The sequence below is a fragment of the Pseudomonas sp. GW823-FHT05G12 genome (genome assembly GCF_058795575.1).
In genome coordinates this window covers 1,461,622-1,478,610 of record NZ_CM179501.1, presented here as the reverse complement: position 1 = coordinate 1,478,610, position 16,989 = coordinate 1,461,622, and the positions used below count along the sequence as shown (strand labels likewise).

18 protein-coding genes and 1 tRNA gene are annotated in these 16,989 nt (G+C 61.5%); 8 read left to right on the top strand and 11 right to left on the bottom strand.

Translation table 11 applies throughout. The annotated features are described in order from the left end of the window. Position 1: 1 nt before the first annotated feature. Entirely contained in the window at positions 2 to 1,249 is a 1,248-nt protein-coding gene (locus AC3RCM_RS06770) for an NAD(P)/FAD-dependent oxidoreductase (RefSeq protein ID WP_279840615.1), read from the top strand. Positions 1,250 to 1,372: 123 nt separating this feature from the next. Here AC3RCM_RS06770 and xenA read toward each other — a convergent pair whose 3' ends face one another. Then, positions 1,373 to 2,464 carry a xenobiotic reductase XenA gene (xenA, locus tag AC3RCM_RS06765; RefSeq protein ID WP_014755670.1) on the bottom strand — a complete coding sequence of 364 codons (1,092 nt, stop codon included), beginning with the start codon at positions 2,462 to 2,464 and terminating at the stop codon, positions 1,373 to 1,375. Between the two features lie 49 nt (positions 2,465 to 2,513). Here xenA and AC3RCM_RS06760 point away from each other — a divergent pair, with 49 nt between their 5' ends. After that, a complete protein-coding gene (locus tag AC3RCM_RS06760; RefSeq protein ID WP_020193084.1) occupies positions 2,514 to 2,849 on the top strand; it encodes an ArsR/SmtB family transcription factor in 336 nt (111 codons plus the stop codon). Positions 2,850 to 2,981: 132 nt separating this feature from the next. Here AC3RCM_RS06760 and mqo read toward each other — a convergent pair whose 3' ends face one another. After that, positions 2,982 to 4,619, bottom strand: a complete 1,638-nt coding sequence (gene mqo / locus AC3RCM_RS06755) for a malate dehydrogenase (quinone) (protein WP_010952387.1) — start codon at positions 4,617 to 4,619, stop codon at positions 2,982 to 2,984. Between the two features lie 327 nt (positions 4,620 to 4,946). Next, the gene (locus tag AC3RCM_RS06750; protein ID WP_003254720.1) at positions 4,947 to 5,138 is read right to left on the bottom strand and encodes a YhfL family protein; all 192 of its coding nucleotides are present in this window, start codon (positions 5,136 to 5,138) and stop codon (positions 4,947 to 4,949) included. A 190-nt stretch (positions 5,139 to 5,328) separates the two neighbouring features. On the opposite strand from AC3RCM_RS06750, the gene AC3RCM_RS06745 reads away from it, so the two are divergent. After that, complete coding sequence (locus AC3RCM_RS06745; protein WP_049587971.1) at positions 5,329 to 5,946, top strand: LysE family transporter; 618 nt, start codon at positions 5,329 to 5,331, stop codon at positions 5,944 to 5,946. Positions 5,947 to 6,046: 100 nt separating this feature from the next. On the opposite strand, the gene AC3RCM_RS06740 is transcribed toward AC3RCM_RS06745, so the two are convergent. Genes AC3RCM_RS06740 through AC3RCM_RS06730 form a run of 3 tightly spaced genes read right to left on the bottom strand, consistent with a single transcriptional unit; the run spans position 6,047 to position 10,039 of the window. Continuing rightward, positions 6,047 to 7,255, bottom strand: coding sequence for a hypothetical protein (locus AC3RCM_RS06740; protein WP_104886566.1), 1,209 nt, complete (start codon positions 7,253 to 7,255; stop codon positions 6,047 to 6,049). A gap of 10 nt (positions 7,256 to 7,265) precedes the next feature. Further along, positions 7,266 to 9,170: a hypothetical protein gene (locus AC3RCM_RS06735; protein ID WP_492629443.1), complete on the bottom strand. Its 1,905-nt coding sequence runs from the start codon at positions 9,168 to 9,170 to the stop codon at positions 7,266 to 7,268. An 8-nt stretch (positions 9,171 to 9,178) separates the two neighbouring features. Next, positions 9,179 to 10,039: an SH3 domain-containing protein gene (locus AC3RCM_RS06730; protein WP_003254727.1), complete on the bottom strand. Its 861-nt coding sequence runs from the start codon at positions 10,037 to 10,039 to the stop codon at positions 9,179 to 9,181. A 646-nt stretch (positions 10,040 to 10,685) separates the two neighbouring features. Here AC3RCM_RS06730 and AC3RCM_RS06725 point away from each other — a divergent pair. The 4 genes from AC3RCM_RS06725 to AC3RCM_RS06710 all read left to right on the top strand — a co-directional run bounded on the left by AC3RCM_RS06725 (position 10,686) and on the right by AC3RCM_RS06710 (position 12,356). Beyond that, complete coding sequence (locus tag AC3RCM_RS06725; RefSeq protein WP_054889139.1) at positions 10,686 to 10,943, top strand: hypothetical protein; 258 nt, start codon at positions 10,686 to 10,688, stop codon at positions 10,941 to 10,943. 136 nt (positions 10,944 to 11,079) lie between these two features. Further along, positions 11,080 to 11,352 carry a DUF3077 domain-containing protein gene (locus AC3RCM_RS06720; RefSeq protein ID WP_012051485.1) on the top strand — a complete coding sequence of 91 codons (273 nt, stop codon included), beginning with the start codon at positions 11,080 to 11,082 and terminating at the stop codon, positions 11,350 to 11,352. A 351-nt stretch (positions 11,353 to 11,703) separates the two neighbouring features. Continuing rightward, positions 11,704 to 12,009 carry a type II toxin-antitoxin system RelE/ParE family toxin gene (locus AC3RCM_RS06715; RefSeq protein ID WP_041168334.1) on the top strand — a complete coding sequence of 102 codons (306 nt, stop codon included), beginning with the start codon at positions 11,704 to 11,706 and terminating at the stop codon, positions 12,007 to 12,009. Next, positions 12,006 to 12,356 (top strand): addiction module antidote protein, encoded by a 351-nt coding sequence (locus AC3RCM_RS06710; protein ID WP_012051484.1) that lies wholly within the window; start codon positions 12,006 to 12,008, stop codon positions 12,354 to 12,356. Before AC3RCM_RS06715 ends, AC3RCM_RS06710 begins: the two co-directional genes overlap by 4 nt. A gap of 98 nt (positions 12,357 to 12,454) precedes the next feature. On the opposite strand, the gene AC3RCM_RS06705 is transcribed toward AC3RCM_RS06710, so the two are convergent. The 5 genes from AC3RCM_RS06705 to dapA form a co-directional block, all read right to left on the bottom strand. Further along, a tRNA-Ser gene (locus AC3RCM_RS06705) sits at positions 12,455 to 12,544 on the bottom strand. 91 nt (positions 12,545 to 12,635) lie between these two features. Beyond that, complete coding sequence (gene purC / locus AC3RCM_RS06700) at positions 12,636 to 13,346, bottom strand: phosphoribosylaminoimidazolesuccinocarboxamide synthase (RefSeq protein WP_003254733.1); 711 nt, start codon at positions 13,344 to 13,346, stop codon at positions 12,636 to 12,638. A 30-nt stretch (positions 13,347 to 13,376) separates the two neighbouring features. Further along, positions 13,377 to 14,135, bottom strand: a complete 759-nt coding sequence (locus tag AC3RCM_RS06695; RefSeq protein ID WP_014590006.1) for an MBL fold metallo-hydrolase — start codon at positions 14,133 to 14,135, stop codon at positions 13,377 to 13,379. Beyond that, a complete protein-coding gene (gene bamC, locus AC3RCM_RS06690) occupies positions 14,136 to 15,257 on the bottom strand; it encodes an NlpB/DapX family lipoprotein (protein WP_064492889.1) in 1,122 nt (373 codons plus the stop codon). 15 nt (positions 15,258 to 15,272) lie between these two features. After that, positions 15,273 to 16,160: a 4-hydroxy-tetrahydrodipicolinate synthase gene (gene dapA / locus AC3RCM_RS06685; protein ID WP_003254739.1), complete on the bottom strand. Its 888-nt coding sequence runs from the start codon at positions 16,158 to 16,160 to the stop codon at positions 15,273 to 15,275. A gap of 259 nt (positions 16,161 to 16,419) precedes the next feature. Here dapA and AC3RCM_RS06680 point away from each other — a divergent pair, with 259 nt between their 5' ends. Beyond that, positions 16,420 to 16,980 carry a glycine cleavage system transcriptional repressor gene (locus AC3RCM_RS06680; protein ID WP_003254741.1) on the top strand — a complete coding sequence of 187 codons (561 nt, stop codon included), beginning with the start codon at positions 16,420 to 16,422 and terminating at the stop codon, positions 16,978 to 16,980. Positions 16,981 to 16,989: the final 9 nt, after the last annotated feature.

The window sequence follows — 16,989 nt, the reverse complement described above, 5'->3', positions numbered from 1 at the left end:
CATGGTCGAAACCGCTGAAACCGATATCGCCGTGGTGGGCGCCGGCATTGTCGGCGTCGCCTGTGCCCTGCAACTGGCCCGCCAGGGCCATCGGGTAACCCTGGTCGACCGCCAGGCGCCCGGCCTGGGCGCGTCCTTCGGCAATGCCGGGCACCTGGCAACCGAGCAAGTGTTCCCGATTGCCGACCTGTCGATCCTCAAGCGCCTGCCTCGCATGCTGCTCGATCCGATGGGCCCGCTGCGCCTGGACTGGAAGTACCTGCCCAAGGCCATGCCGTGGTTCACCCGGCTGCTGCTCAACCTGCGCCCGGCGCCGTTCCAGCGCAGCGTGGCGGGCATCCGCACGCTGAACGAAGGCAGCCTGGGCGCCTGGCAACGGCTGTTGGGCTCGATCGGGCGCAGCGAGTTGTTTCAAGAGGATGGTTCGTTGCTGGTGTTCGAGAAGCCTGAGTCACGCCAGGCGTTGGAGGCGTTGCGCACACGCATGCAACAGCAGGCGGTGCCGGTGGATTTCTGGACGGCCGAAACCGTGCGCGAAGCGGCGCCGCAACTCAGCCCGTCACTGTTAGGCGGCCTGTTCTTCCCGTGCACCGGGCACTTCATCGACCCTTATCGGGTGGTGTGCGAATTGTTCGAAGCGGCCAAGGCCAGTGGGGTGCGCTTTGTCCAGGCGCAGGTCGATGGCGGGCAGTTGCACAGTGCCGGCGTGAGCCTTGCCAGCGACCAAGGCATGCTCAATGCCCGCCAGGTGCTTGTCAGCTGTGGCGCCCATTCTGCAAAACTGACTGCCGCGCTGACAGGCACGCGGGTGCCGCTGGATACCGAACGCGGCTACCACCTGATGTTGCCGGGTGAGCACCAGCGCCTGCCGTTTGCAGTCACCTCGCTTGAGCGCAAATTCATCATGACGCCCATGGCCGAAGGCTTGCGCCTGGCGGGCACAGTGGAGTTTGCCGGGCTGCAGGCACCGCCGAGCATGCAGCGGGCATGGCAGTTGCACCGGTTGAGCAAGGGCTTGTTCCGGCACGACTTGAGCGCCGAAGGGGCAACGCCGTGGATGGGTTTCAGGCCTTCGTTACCGGACTCATTGCCCGTGATCGACAGGGTGTGCGATGGGCGGGTGCTGTTGGCGTTTGGGCATCAGCACCTGGGGTTGACCCAGGCGGCGGTGACGGCGGAATGGGTGGGGCGGTTGGCTGAGCAGGCTGGTGGGCCTGAGATGGGCGCATACCGACTGGACCGGTTTTAGCCTCTACCGGCCCATTCGCGGGCAAGCCCACTCCCACAGAGAGGGTGCAGTATCTGAAACCTGCGGTGTCTCTGTGGGAGTGGGCTTGCCCGCGAATGGGCTGCAAAGCAGCCCCTCCAAGCCTCAGCGGTAACGCTCGAGCCAGTGCGCATAAGGCGCCGGCAAGGTCCAGGACGCTTTTTCCACCCCCAGCTCCTTGGCCGCAAAGTAAGCCCAGTGCGGGTCGGCCAGGTGCGCGCGCCCTACCGAAACCAGATCCAGCTGGTTGGCCTGCAATGCGGCCTCCGCCAACTGCGGCGTACCAAAGCCCCACGCCGACGTCACGGGCAGCTTCGCTTCGCGGCGCACGCGCTCGGCAATCGGCCCCATGAACGCTGGCCCCCAGGGGATGTGGGTGTCGGGAATGGTGAAGCCGACACTCACGCTCAGCAGGTCGAGCCCACCGGCCTTGAAGCGGCGGGCCAGTTCGATCGACTCTTCCAGGGTCTGCTCATCGCGGCCATCGTATTCCAACACACCAAAGCGCGCGGTCAGCGGCAGGTTCTCCGGCCACACTTCGCGCACGGCGGCCAGTGTTTCCAGCAGGAAGCGGCTGCGGTTGTCGAAGCTGCCACCGTAGGCATCGGTGCGCTTGTTGGAGTGCTCGGAGAAGAAGCTCTGGCCCAGGTAGCCATGGGCGAAATGCAGTTCTATCCACTCGAAGCCGGCATCACGCGCACGGCGGGCGGCATCGACGAAGTCCTGCTTGACCCGGGCGATATCGTCCAGCGTCATTTCGCGTGGCACTTTCGGCAGATGCGCGCCAAAGGCAATCGCAGACGGGGCAATGGTCTCCCAGCCGCGCGCGTCGTCGGCGGCAATGTGGTCGTCACCCTCCCACGGGCGGTTGGCGCTGGCCTTGCGCCCGGCGTGGGCGATCTGGATACCCGGCACCGAACCGGCAGCCTTGATGGCCTGCACCACCGGTACGAACGCCTGAGCGTGGGCATCGCTCCAGATACCGGCGCAACCGGGGGTGATACGCCCTTCCGGCGCCACAGCAGTGGCTTCGACCACCAGCAAGCCGGCACCACCACGGGCCAGGCCGGCCAGGTGTACGTGGTGCCAGTCGTTGATCATGCCGTCTTCGGCCATGTACTGGCACATCGGCGGAATGGCGATACGGTTACGCAGGGTGACGTCTTTGAGGGTGTAGGGTTCGAACAGTGCGGACATGGGAAACTCCGGGTTCAGTTGAATACTGTTGTTCGATCATAATCGAACTATGGCAATTAATGAAACCCCCGTTATCATGTCAACCATGCGAGCCTATAAACATCCCAACCCCGAAGACCTCATCCTTGAACGCCTGCTCTATGCGCTCAGCGACCCCGTTCGCCTGGAAATCGTCCGCCACCTGGCCGGTGTGGCCGAGGCCAGCTGTGGCGAGCTGGACGGAGGCCGGCCGAAGTCGAGCATGTCCCACCACTTCCGTGTGTTGCGTGATGCAGGGCTGGTGCAAACCCGCAATGTGGGGACTACCCATATGAATTCGCTGCGTAGCGAGATGCTGGGCGAGCGGTTTCCCGGGCTGCTGGAGTGCATACTGCGCCAGCAGTGATACCTGTGCAGGCCTCTTCGCGGGTGAACCCGCTCCTACCAGGGATGGCGATAAGCCTGAGGGTTGCGCTGGGCTTGGCAACAAAAAAGCCACGAGGTCTCCCCCGTGGCTTTCTTTCACAACAATGGCCGATTACAGCGCCATGTCGTTCTCAGGCTTGCTCTCGACCGGCTTGCTTGCCGCGCCACCGAATTCAACGCTGGCGTCGATCACCGGCGGTTTACCCAGTTGCAGCACTTCAGCGGTGTAGTTCCACTCTTTCTGGGTGGCCGCTGCCGAATCGTTCAGCTTGGTGCCGTAGCTCGGCACGATTTCCTTGATCTTGGCCTGCCACTCTGGGGTAGCGACCTTCTCCTTGAACACCGTTTCCAGCACGTGCAGCATGATCGGCGCAGCGGTCGAAGCACCCGGCGATGCACCCAGCAGGCCCGCGATGGTGCGGTCTTCGGACGCCACCACTTCAGTGCCCAGCTTCAGCACGCCGCCCTTCTCGGCATCACGTTTGATGATTTGCACACGCTGGCCGGCCTGCCACAGGCGCCATTCTTCTTTCTTGGCGTTCGGGAAGTAGGTGCGCAGGGCTTCGAAGCGGTCATCGTCAGACAGCATCAGCTGGCCAGCGAGGTACTCGACCAGTGGGTACTGGTCGATACCGACTTTGGTCATCGGCCACACGTTGTGGGTGGTGGTGCTGCTCAGCAGGTCCAGGTACGAGCCGTTCTTCAGGAACTTGGTCGAGAAGGTAGCGAACGGGCCAAACAGGATGACGCGCTTGCCGTCCAGCACACGAGTGTCCAGGTGCGGGACCGACATGGGTGGCGCACCGGTCGAGGCGATACCGTAGGCCTTGGCCATGTGCTGCATGGCCACGGTCGGGTTCTCGGTCACCAGGAACGAACCGCCCACCGGGAAGCCTGCGTATTCCTTGGCTTCCGGAATACCCGACTTCTGCAGCAGCTTCAGCGCGCCGCCGCCGGCACCGATGAACAGGAACTTGGCGTCGGTGGCCGACTCGGTACCGTCCTTCAGGTTCTTGTATTCGACGTGCCAGGAGCCGTCCTTGTTGCGGGTGATGTCCTGCACTTCGCTGGACAGCTTCAGCTCGAAACCTTTCTGGGTCTGCAGGTGGCCAACGAACTGGCGGGTGATCTCACCAAAGTTGACGTCGGTGCCGATTGGCGTCCAGGTCACGGCCAGCTTCTGGTTCGGGTCGCGGCCCTCCATCATCAGCGGGACCCACTTGGCGATCTGCGCGTGGTCCTCGGAGTACTGCATCGGACGGAACAGCGGGCTGGCCTGCAGTGCGTCGTAGCGCTTCTTGAGGAACTTGATGTTGTCATCGCCCCACACGAAGCTCATGTGCGGGGTGGTGTTGATGAACGAGTGCGGGTTCTTCAATACGCCCTGGCGTACTTGCCACGACCAGAACTGGCGGGAAATCTGGAAGGCTTCGTTGATTTCGATGGCCTTGGAGATGTTGACGTTGCCGTCTTTGTCTTCCGGGGTGTAGTTCAGCTCGGCCAGCGCGGAGTGGCCGGTACCGGCGTTGTTCCAGCCGTTGGAGCTTTCTTCGGCCACGCCATCCAGGCGCTCGACCATTTCCATCGACCAGCTTGGCTCCAGCTCGTGCAGCCACACGGCCAGGGTGGAGCTCATGATGCCGCCGCCGACCAGCAGCACGTCTACTTTCTTGGTTTCTGCAGCGTGCGCTTGCATGACGCTTGCAGCGACCGCCAGACCCAGCAAGGTCTTGCCAGCTTTCTTGAACATTGATCAATTCCAGTCAGGAGAACAGAGTGAGGGCCTGTGGCTGGCCCCGGTAAAGCGTGTTCTTCAGCGCAGGCTTTTTGTTGATCATTGTTCAGCAGCCAGAGAACCAGAAAACGGCTCGGCCTTTGGTCGAATTGACCGACAAGGCTGAATCGTTTTTCCGATTGTATCTGAAATGCCAGCACAAACAAATTGCAGGCCGGAGCGTCAAGGCGACCGGTTGCCCCAGCGGCAGTTTGTCACGTCACAAACAAAAACCCCCGGCCATATGCATGACCGGGGGCCTTGGATCACGCCGCAAGCGTCGCGATCAGGGTACCGCCAAGATTACTGCTGCTGAGGCAGTTTATCGATCGGGCCGCAGCCACCGATGATCTTGGAGATGGAAACCGAAGGGTGGAACAGGTAGTCGTAGGTGCAGTTTTTCGGTTGGTTGTAAACCTGGCCAGTGCAACCCGACAGCAGGGCGACACCCGAAACGACGGCAACGGCTACGGTGGCCTTGAACAGCTTTTTCATTACTCAATCCTTTAAATGAATCATCTTCGACCATCGTCTGATGGCCGCGGAATCATACAGACTCCAGGCATTGGATCCAAGCCGCGCTTGGCACAGGTTCTTTGCAACTGTGCAACAACAGGTTGAAAAGCGCGCCTTTGGCGACGATAGTTCAGAGCACTGCCTTCGCAATACCCAACAGGAACTCACCATGCTTGGCGTCACCGACTACGGCGCATTCGTCATCGCCTTCCTCATTCTTCTGGCCATCCCCGGCCCGGGCAATTTCGCCCTGATCACCGCCACCGGCAAGGGCGGTATCAAGGCAGGCCTGGCCGCGACCTGCGGCGTTATCGTGGGTGACCAGGTGCTGCTGTGGCTGGCGGTAGCCGGCGTCGCCACCCTGCTGGCCACCTACCCTGCCGCCTTTCATATGGTGCAGTGGGCGGGGGCTGCATACCTGGCCTACCTGGGCCTGCGCATGCTGCTGAGCAAACCCGGTGGTGCAGCACACACCTGCCGCATGGACAACGGCCAGTACCTGCGCCAGACCATGATGATCACTCTGCTCAACCCCAAGGCGATCATGTTCTACATGGCGTTTTTCCCGCTGTTCGTCGACCCGGTGAAGCACCAAGGGCTGGTGACGTTCGGTTTCATGGCGGCGACAGTGGCGGTGGTGACCTTCCTGTATGGGCTGATTGCCGTGGTGCTGACCCATCAACTGGCCGAGCGCATGCGCGCCAGCCCGCGGATTGCCAATATGTTCGAGCGGCTGGCGGGGGCTTGCCTGGTGGGATTCGGCATCAAACTGGCGGCGATGCGCTGATCCCAAGCCCGCCAGGGTCCGGGCGCGCCTGACAGCAACCCTAAAAAAGCCCCCGGCAACTCATGGTTCCCGGGGGCTTGTTCACTCAGCCATTACCCAGTCAATTGGTTTCCAGCTGATAGGCCTTGCTCACGAACAACGCCGCAAACAGGCTCTTGCCTTCCTTGAAGATGTACTGCTCTTCGAAACTGCCGTCTTCGACCAGCTTCTGCCCGATGGCGCATTCCGAATCGCTGTGGTTCTTGGCCTTGGCGCCAAAGTCACTGCTCCACGACGACAGCCCAACCTCCTGGCAGAAGGCTGCGAACTTTGCCTTGGGGACTTGCTGCTGGTATTCGCTGAAAGCCTCTTTCAGCGATTTGAAGCCGCTGTAACTTACCGAGTAGTTCTCGACCTTGGCCTTGCGGGCAAAGCCGCTCACCGCTTCAGCCAACACCGCCTGGCCGGAGTACGGGCTGTATGCCCCGATCAGCATCGCGCTCAGGGCACTCTTGAGCTGGGTTTCGACATCGTCCAGCTCCGGCAGCGACTGGAAGTCGGCCTTGCGCACGATTTCCCCCACCTTGGAGCCGTCGTTGCGGTGGGTGACCACGAACGCCATCGAGCCTTCGCCATCGCTGGAGCGCTTGATGGTGAAGTCCAGGTCGACCGTGGTACCAAAGTCACCCGTGCTGCTGACCAGAAACGCGCCAGTTACTGGCTGGCGCACCGCCATGTTGGCGCCCCAGGTGAAGTTCGACGGGGCGGCCCGACCATTGGCGGCCAGCTCGGCACGTGGCTGGACTTCGTCGCTGACATCAGCCACCAGCACGACTTCGGCACCCTTGCTGGCAACGTAAGGGTTGCTCATCTGCATGCCCAGCAACTGGATATGAATGCTGCCATCCTTGCTGTCTCCGTCATGGGCCAGCTTCAGCGCATCAGCCTTCAGGTACACCCCGGCCACATTGCGGCTGACATTGAGCTGGTACTTGGCCCAGCCCGCCAGGCCTTCCTCAGCCGAACTACCCTGTACGGACTCCATCAAGCCCGACAGGCCGCGCAGGAACTGCTGGGCGCCATTGGTCTGCGCCGCCGCCACGCGGATCTCCGGGTCGGCTACCGTCAGGTTGCCGGAAAACGCCGAGTAGGAAATGTCCCCCTCAGACAGCACATCCTCAAGAAAATAGCGCTCCTTGAAATCGTCGTAGTAGGCCAGCGCAGCCTTCTTGCCCGAGCTGGCGACCATCGCATAGCCACCACCGAGCACCAGCACCGCTGCGGCCACACCGCCAATCAGCAGCTGCTTCTTGTTCATCTGTTTGATCATGGTGTTTGCCTCACTGGACCATGGCGGAAGCGTTGTTCCAGTCGTTCACGTACTTTTGGGAGACCTCGGGGGTCCAGCTGAAATCGATACCGGCGTTGGGGAATTCCTTGGCCAGCACGGCGCCGAACGACACGCGGTCGGCACAGTGGTCCTGTTTGCAGGCCTCGGGTTCACCGGCGCTGTAGGCACGGTAGGTAGGCACGGCGCGGCCGTCGTCCAGCGGGTAGTACGGCGTGGCGTTGGCCACCTGGGTCACGTACCAGCCTTCGCTGTATTCCTCGTCCGCAACCAGGCGACCGTTGCTCGGGAAGTCGATGCTGTAGAAGTCACCTTTCTTGCCGGTGACGTGCACCATCATCGGCACTACGCTGGCCGAGGTCGCAGGGTTTTGCTGCTCCAGTGGCGAAGCGAAGCGCACCTTGATACCGGCCATCTGCGCCAACGCCTCGGTTTCGCGCCCCTTGAAGTCGCTCATGCCGTCCTGCAACTGCTGGTAACGTTCCAGCACACGGGTGTGCACGCGGGCCAGTTCCTGTTGGCGCTGACGCTGCTCACGCACACGCTGCTGCTCACGCTGTACCGCCCAGTTGGCACCGTCGCGCACATCGAAGAACAGGCCTTGGCGGTTGATGCCGATGCGGTTGCGGGTGATTTTCTGCGCGTCGTTGCCCCAGATGTTGTTCGAGATCGCCGACAAGTCTTTGACGATGAACAGGTTGGCCACATCGGTGGTGGTCGGCGAGGTGGTCTTGATCAGGTCGAAGATTTCCAGCGCAGCTTCCTTGTACTTGGTCGCGTCCAGGGCAAACGACTCGTCCGGGGTGACCGCGACGTAGTAAGGGTCGCTGCTGAACGGGCGGAGCACGCCGTAGCTGGAGCGGGTGAACGTCAGGTACACCTTCATCTGCCGGCCGGGGATCTCACCGACCAGGAACGCGGCCTGGTCAGCTTGCGGCGTGAGATAAGAAACGGCCTTGTCCTTTACCGCAGGCTCAAGGTTCTTGTTGAAGATCAAACCACTCGGGTGAGCATAAACGCGGGTCCAGTTATCACCCCGGTAGGTACCCACAGCCTTCCAGCTGATCTTGTCGAAGCTGCCTTCACCAAAGCCGGACGCCGGGCACGGCATGGCCGGGGTGGTGCCGAACGACAGGGTGTCGCCATCGCCGATGATCGAGGTACTGAGCACCCATTTGCAGCCGGTGCCGTCCGTTACCTGCATCAGGTTGCGGTTTTCCAGGACCACCGAGCGACCGAAGTCCGAAGTGGGGGCTGCGGCGACTGCTGTGGCAGGTGCCGGAGCGGGCGGCACAACAGGGGCTGCTGCCGGAGCTTCGGGGGCCGGGGCTGGCTCTGCGGCTACGGCTGGCGCGGGCGCGGGGGCCGGAGCGGGTTTTGCCTGCGCAGGTGCGGCTTCGACCACTGCCGGCGCCGCTGCAGCAGCAGGGGCTGGGGCTGGGGCTGGGGCCGGAGCAGGTGCCGGTGTCGGTGCAGCAGCAGCCGGTGCTTCTGGCTGCGCAGGTGCAGGAGCGGGGGCAACTGCTGCAGCCGGCGCCGGGGCGGCAGTGGCAGGCGCAGCAGCCAGAGTTACCAGCCCCAGGTTGCTGGCATTGCCCGAGCCGCTGGCGTACAGGTTGCCCTTGGCATCGACCGCCTTCCAGTTCACCTTGGCAGTCGAGCAGTCCTTGGCGAACACGAACGGCAGCTTGGTCAGCAGGCCTGACAGCAGTTCCTGGTTATCCCAGGCCGGGCGGGTGATGGTCAGGTCTACCTGGGGTTTGCACCAGGTGGTGGCATCCCCGGGCACTTCGACCTTGATGTTGTCTTTCTTGGAAAAGGCCAGCTCGTGGGCGAACGCCTGCGGTACCAGACCACAAGCGCCGATCACAGCCAGCGCGAGCGCGTGCTTTTTCATGGAGTTCCTCAGATCAGTTCCCAGGTGCCGTTGGCTTGTTTGCAGAAGGTGTTCTGCTCTTGTTCGGTCTGGCCGCTTTGCGATTTCAGGCTGACGGTGACCGGGCGGCAGGCCGCTTCGGCGGCAACTGTCTGGGTTGGCAGCGACTGCACCGAGTCCAGGTCGAAGCCTTGGGTTTCCTTGCTGGCGGCAACGTCCAGCTCGTCCAGGTTGACGGCTGGCGTTACACGCTTGGCAACCGCTTGCGCCTTGGGCTCGACGTAGTTCTTGTGCACATAGCCCACGGTCACACCCTTGCGGCCGACCAGAATCCAGTCACCGGTGGAGCCCACGGCGGTAAATTCGGTGTGGTTCTTCAGGCTGCCGACCTTCTCACCAGCCTGGTTAGGCGCGGCACGCACGTTGAGGTTGTCGCTGATGGTCACATACGGCTCGTTGATCAGCTTCATCGACGGCACCGCCTGGATCTTCGGCGCGCGCTTGACCTCGACCTGCTTGGTCTTGGTGTATTCCTTGCCCGGCACGATCTGCGCGGTGGCGCCGGAGTGGTCGGACTTCCAGGTCACTGGCTGGGCACTGGCAGTGGTTTGCTGCTGGCTCAGTACTTCCTGCGTACGCAGCGCCAGGGCTTGCTGGTCCTTTTCATCGAGCATGTGGCCGATGCGGTTGCCCACGTAGGCGCCAATGCCACCTGCGATCAGCGCGGCGGCGATCTTGCCGTTGCCACTGCCCATGGTCGAGCCGATGGCCACACCGGCCAGGCCACCGATCACGGTGCCCGCTTGCTCTTTGCTGATCCCGAGCTGTGCACAGGCCGTGGTAGAGGCGATGGCGACCGCCAGAAGGGACGCGACGAATTTCTTACGCAAGTGGAGCACTCCATTTTCGGTGGGGCGCACAGCCGCGTACCGCAGCCAATGGTTGGCGGCAGCATTCGAGTTTGTGCGGGGTTTTCAGAAAGTGTGCAGCACTGGCCGCAGACGACAATTCAGCCGTCCAGCGAGGGGCGCAGGGGGAGACCAGTACGGCGCAAAGCATCCAACGAATCCATGTCAGGAAGAGTTCATCGCCCAGCGCGCGTAATCATTACGGCGTGTGGCCTGGGCGTGAGTGGCGTATCAGAGCGCCGCATTGTAGCCCAAGGTGCCATTGGCAGTTCAAGACAAAATGTTGCAGGAAGCCTGTCTGATTGATTAGTAGAAATCCGTCCTACAACTTGAGCTCAGAATTATCCCCTTCCTTGTAGGGCGTTTCCCAAACATACTGCCAACCCGCTCAAACGGTTGCGACGGATTCGGTCGCGCTCTAGTCTCGGCTCGTCGTTGCAAAATCAACGGCCGGCTTTGACAGGCCGACGATTTCCCGCACACGTGCACTGTTTATGGCGGCTGTACGTGGGGCACCTTCGTGTGCGCCGAGTTACTCCGGGATCCTCGGTCTGTCAACCCATGTACAGCTGCCACCCTCTTGTTTGACAGCAAGCTTGCGGCAGCTCCAATGATCCTGGAGATGTTTATGCGCAAGATGGTCCCTGATCCACCCCTCGATACCACCCAGTTCCTGCAAGACACCCTGGTCCAGTCCTCAGAGTACGTACTCTGCGCCCTGTCCGTGGCCCGCCAATCCGTGCAACTCAAACCCACCGCCCACAGCTCGATCGTGATGCAGGCCGTGATCCATGAAATGGAAGCGGTACAGGGGCTGGTCGAGTCGGCGTTGATGCAGTTGCAGATGCGGCCGCATTTACCCACAGAGCCTCACACCTTGCATTAGCAGGTCAGGCCTCTTCGCGGGCACGCCCGCTCCCACAGGGTCACCACAGCCGTCACGCACTGCACAGTACCTGTGGGAGCGAGCGTGCCCGCGAAGAGGCCAGCCCAGGCAACCCAGAATCCAGGGAAACAAAACAATGCCCACCGACAACACAACAGAACCCACCACAGTCGGCAAGACCTGCTTCTACCAAGGCGAAAACAACACCCACCCGCTGTTCCGCATCGAACCCGGCATCCCCTGCCAGGACGCCCGCGAACAGGCGTCCGAACTGATGGGTTACGTGCGCGACCTGATCATCACCGGCCTGATGGACGGCGACCAGAAACTGATCTGGGCCTCGCATTACCTGAGCGCGATGGCCAAGGCGCTGTTGGATGATGCTGAGTTGGGGATGATGAAAAAGTAAGTGCGAGGAAGCCCTGGAAACGCAAAATATCCCGGGGCTTCACCGGTCGCATCATGTCGCAAGCGCACCTAAGCGAGCCCCCACGCTGACAGCTGGAGTGCGACATTCTCTACCTCCATGTAGTCCATTTCCCAAACGCTCAGCAAACCCGCGCTATCCGTTGCCAGCGCTCCGCTCGCGCCCTAGCCTCATCACGTCGCGGCCAAACCAAGCGCCGACGATGGGAGGCGAACATCGCTGCAGGCGTATACACCCGTTGCGTAATGGGCAACCCACTCCGTTTATAGAGCCGCAGGCCCACTCGGCCGCTCACTCATCGACAAGGAGTAGCCAGTAGGCTACATTCAATGCATGCCGAATCAGATAGACACAACGTCTGAATTTGACGATTGGCTAGATGGCCTAAAAGATCCAATTGGCAGAGGTGCTGTTTCATTGAGGATTGCCCGAGCAGAAAACGATTGCTTCGGTGATATCGAATCCGTTGGCGAGGGTATCAGTGAGATGCGCGTATTTGTAGGCCCCGGATATCGAATCTACTTCGTTCGAACGGGCGCAATCCGCTACCTGATGCTCTACGGTAGCGATAAAACAGATCAACGCAGAGCCATCAAACGAGCAAAGGAAATTTTTGATGCTTTACGAGGTAAAAAATGATGAGCAAAAAAATTTCGCCGCAAGACATGCCAATCCTTGATCTGGATTTGAGCAAAACAAAACGCTTCGAGGCCTCCCGGTTTCTCGACAGCCCGGAAACCATCGCGGCATTTCTGGCAGAAGCAATGAAGGCTAATGACGCTCAGACCCTGATGCATGCATTGGGTGAAGTGGCAAAAGCCAAGGGCGTGAATCAGTTTGCGCAAGACGCAGGGGTCAATCGAGAGTCTCTTTATAAAACGCTGAAGGGCGGAGAAAAGACCCGTTTCACTACTATTCAAAAACTGATGGTTGCCTTAGGCGTAGAGCTCACAGTCAGGCCGCTCGAGAAGCTTCCGGGCTCTTGATTTAAGCGCTCGGGCAATTAGCATGCTGGCTGTAAATCTTTGCCTTCCATAACGAAAAAGCCCCCGGTAGCTTTCGCTTCCAGGGGCTTGATCTTGTATGGCGGAGAGATAGGGATTTGAACCCTAGGTACTGTTGCCAGTACAACGGATTTCGAATCCGTCCCGTTCGACCACTCCGGCATCTCTCCAATGCCGCGCATCATACCAGCGTTCTTTTAAAACGCAAATCTTTTTTTCAAAAAAACCGCGTGGTATCAGGCGCTTGCGTGAACGTGCCGCTTACAGCGGCACGCCCAGGCGCTTGGCAACTTCTTCGTAGGCTTCGATCACGTCGCCCAGGCCCTGACGGAAGCGGTCCTTGTCCATCTTCTTGCGGGTTTCTTTGTCCCACAGGCGGCAGCCGTCCGGGCTGAACTCGTCGCCCAACACGATCTGGCCGTGGAATACGCCGAACTCCAGCTTGAAGTCGACCAGCAGCAGGCCGGCGTCATCGAACAGCTTGCTCAGCACTTCGTTGACCTTCAACGACAGCTTCTTCATTTCCACCAGTTGCTCGGCGGTGCCCCAGCCGAACGCGACAACGTGGGATTCGTTGATGAAGGGGTCGCCCTTCTCGTCGTTCTTCAGGAACAGCTCGAAGGTGGACGGCTCCAGCTTGATGCCCTCCTCCACGCCCAGGCGCTTGACCAGGCTGCCGGCAGCGTAGTTACGCACCACGCACTCGACCGGAATCATGTCCAGCTTCTTCACCAGGCACTCGTTGTCGCCCAGCAGCTTGTCGAACTGGGTCGGCACGCCGGCTTCTTCCAGTTTCTGCATGATGAAGGCGTTGAACTTGTTGTTCACCATGCCTTTGCGGTCGAGTTGTTCGATACGCTTGCCGTCGAACGCCGAAGTGTCGTTACGGAACAGCAGGATCAAGCGGTCGGCGTCATCGGTCTTGTAAACCGATTTGGCCTTGCCGCGGTAAAGTTCTTCGCGTTTTTCCATGATTGGGCTCCGCTTGCTTGAGGTGTTGGGCTAGGCGATTTCGCGCCAGTCGAGCCCGTGTTCCTGATTCGCCACCTGGAGCCAGTCCGGGTCGCACCCAAGGGTGTCGACGAAGCACTGGCGGGCCAAGTGTGGCAGGTTGTTCTTGCTGCTGAGGTGGGCCAGCACCAGGTGTTGCAGGTTGCTCCAGCCCAACTCGTGCACCAGGCGCGCGGCCTGGTGGTTGTTCAAATGCCCTTGCATGCCACCCACCCGCTGCTTCAAGAAGGCCGGATAGTGACCGCGTGCCAGCAGGTCGCGGCAGTGGTTGGCCTCGATCAGCAGTGCATCCAGGCCCTGGTAACGCTCCAACAGCAGCGCGTCGTACGAGCCCAGGTCAGTGAGCATGCCAAAACGCCGCCGACCATCGCTGACCACGTACTGCAACGGCTCGTAGGCGTCGTGCTCGACCCGCGCTGCGGTTACTTCCAGGCTGCCGATACGCAGGCTTTGGCCACACGCGAGAAAACCGGCCACCTCCACCGGCTTGCGCATGCCGCGCAAAGTCCCTTGGCTGAGGTAGACCGGTACATTGTAGCGCCGTGACAGCAAGCCGACCCCATGCACGTGGTCGGCATGTTCGTGGGTGACCAGCACTGCACTGAGCTGAGCTGCAGAAACCCCGAGCAGCGCCAGGCGCCGCTCGGTTTCACGCAGGGAAAAGCCGCAATCGACCAGGATGAACGTGTCACCACTGGCGATCAGCGTGCCGTTCCCTTGGCTGCCGCTTCCGAGTACCGCGAAGCGCACTTAGCCCAGGTGGTCCTGAATGGCGCTCAGCACGCGGCGGGCGACATCGGCCGGAGCCACGGTGTTGATGTTTTTCTCGACCGTGACCTGCACGCTCTCACCCACCTTGCTCAGGCGAACCTGGTAACGCTCGGCACGGGCTTCACGCTCTTCCTTGGTCGGCTCGCTGCCGAACAGGCGGCTGAAGAAGCCAGGCTGGTTCTGCTTGTCGTCAGGTTTTTCGGACAGGTTGATGTAGTACAGGCCCAGGCTGCGGTTGATGTCCTCAACACGCCATTCGCCACCCTGCTCCAGGGCACGGCCCACGCCAGACCAGGCGCGGTCCAGGTCGGAGCCCAGGTACAGCACCGGGTTGCCGCTGCCGTCTTCGCTCAGGCTGACGCGGCTTGGTGCGTCGAAATCGCGCGCGGCCAGCAGCGACACCGAACCGCCCTTCTCGGCGCTGCGGTTCATGCTGGCAAGCATTTCGTCGGCCAGCAGGGCATCGGTGCCGGTATTGATGGAGGTGGACGGGAACGCAGGCTCGGCAGTGCTGCCCGCCGGGCGCTCGACGCTGACCACATACACTTCGGAGGTATTGCGCTGCACGCCAGGCTCCATGCGCACACGTACGCGCACCTCGCTGTCGCCGCTGCTGGCAGTGCTGGCCAGACGCTGGCCAAGCGATGCCGACAGTTCATCGAAACGCTGCCAGGCGGTGTTGAACTCACCCGTCTGCGGGCGCTCTTCAGCAATGCGGAAGCCGTTATCCTCGAAGAACTGCCGGGCAACCGGCCACACTTCGGCTGGCGAATGCTGGGCCAGCACCCAACGGCTGCTGCCGCTGCGCTGCAGGCTGTAGTCGGTGACCTGGGCGGCACCGCCCGTCAGCGGTTGCGGGCGAGGCACTTCGAACTCACCCTTGACGGTATCGTCAGCGACGTTACGCGGAATCGGCAGCAGCGGATCAAGGCGCTTGACGTTGCTGGCGTCCGGCGGCAGCTGCATCGGCGCGGTCGGGTGCGCCTGCAGGTAGTCACTGCCGCGGTCGCGGAAATAGCCATCCTCGCCCCACAGCCAGCCACACCCACTGGTGTTGGAGATAATCAGGGCAAGGGCGGAAAGACCAGCCAGTCGCTTCATGCGGTGTACTTCCTCTTAAACCAGTACGCCGGACTGGCGCAAGGCAGTACGGACTTTTTCGTGGCAGCCTTCGCTCAGCCAGGTCAGTGGCAGGCGAATACCTTTTTGCATCAGGCCCATTTCGACGAGCGCCCATTTCACCGGGATCGGGTTGGACTCGCAGAACAGGTCCTTGTGCAGCGGCATGAGTTTTTCGTTGATTGCGCGGGCCTTCTCGGCATTGCCCTCAAGGGCGGCCTCGCACAGGTCCGCCATTTCGCGCGGAGCGACGTTGGCGGTGACGGAGATGTTGCCCTTGCCGCCCATCAGGATCAGCTCGACGGCAGTCGGGTCGTCGCCGGACATGACGATGAAGTCCTTGCTGACGCCATCGAGAATGGCCTTGGCGCGGGCCAGGTCGCCCGTGGCTTCCTTGATGCCGATGATGTTCGGCACGGTCGACAGGCGGATCACGGTCTCGGCCTGCATGTCGCAGGAGGTACGGCCGGGAACGTTGTAGAGGATCTGCGGGATGTCGACGGCTTCGGCAATGTGCTTGAAGTGCTGGTACAGGCCTTCTTGCGTCGGCTTGTTGTAGTACGGCACAACCAGCAGGCAGGCGTCGGCGCCAGCATTCTTGGCGTTCTGGGTCAGGTGCACGGCTTCGGCGGTGGAGTTGGCACCGGTGCCGGCGATGACCGGAATTGGTTTGGCGCTGCGTTTGACGCGCTCGACCACGTGCTTGATGACCAGGATGTGTTCTTCGACATCCAGCGTGGCCGACTCACCGGTGGTGCCGACAGCGACGATCGCATGGGTGCCGTTTTCCAGGTGGAAGTCTACAAGTTTGTCGAGGCTGCCCCAGTCAACACGCCCTTGTGCATCCATGGGTGTGACCAATGCCACCATACTGCCCGCAATCATGTAACTGCTCCTGCCGGAAAAAGAGAGCGGTAATGGTACTGGGGGCATCGACCTTGCACAAGCGAAGCAGGCGGGTGGAGCATTCCCCTCGGCGGCTTATTTCGCTACCCTTGGCCCTTTGATCGGTGCAGCGCGGCCCGCCGGGCCGTCGACCTTGCTCCCCGCCAGCGTCCAAGACCTCGCATGCGAGCCCCGGGCCCTGCCGACAGGAGGCTTTTGCCCGTCCTGTGCCGACCGCTCATCGCTTTAGGAATGCTGCATGTCCACCCCCACCGTCCGCGAACAATTCCTTGTCATCAGTGCCCTGGGCCCTAACCCCATGGAGCTGGCCAACGTCCTCAGCCGCGCTGCCTTCGAAAACCGCTGCGCGGTGGTCACCTCGCGCCTGAGCCGCCACGGCGAGACCAGCGCCCTGGTGCTGCAGGTGGGCGGCAGCTGGGATGCACTGGCACGTCTCGAATCCACCCTGCCAGGCCTGGGCAAGAAGCACGGCCTGACCCTCGACGTGGTCCGCAGCGCGGACCAGGAAGTGCGCCCGCAGGCCCTTCCGTATGTGGCCTACGTCAGCGCTGCCTACCGCCCGGACATCATCAACGAGCTGTGCCAGTTCTTCCTTGACCACCGCGTCGAGCTGGAAGCCATGACCTGCGACACCTACCTGGCGCCGCAAACCGGTAGCAGCATGCTCAACGCCCAGTTCACCGTGATTCTGCCGGCCGGCACGCAGATCAGCTGGCTACGCGACCAGTTCCTGGACTTTGCCGATGCCCTGAACCTCGACGCACTGATCGAGCCATGGCGTCCCCAGAACCCTATGTAAGGAAACCGA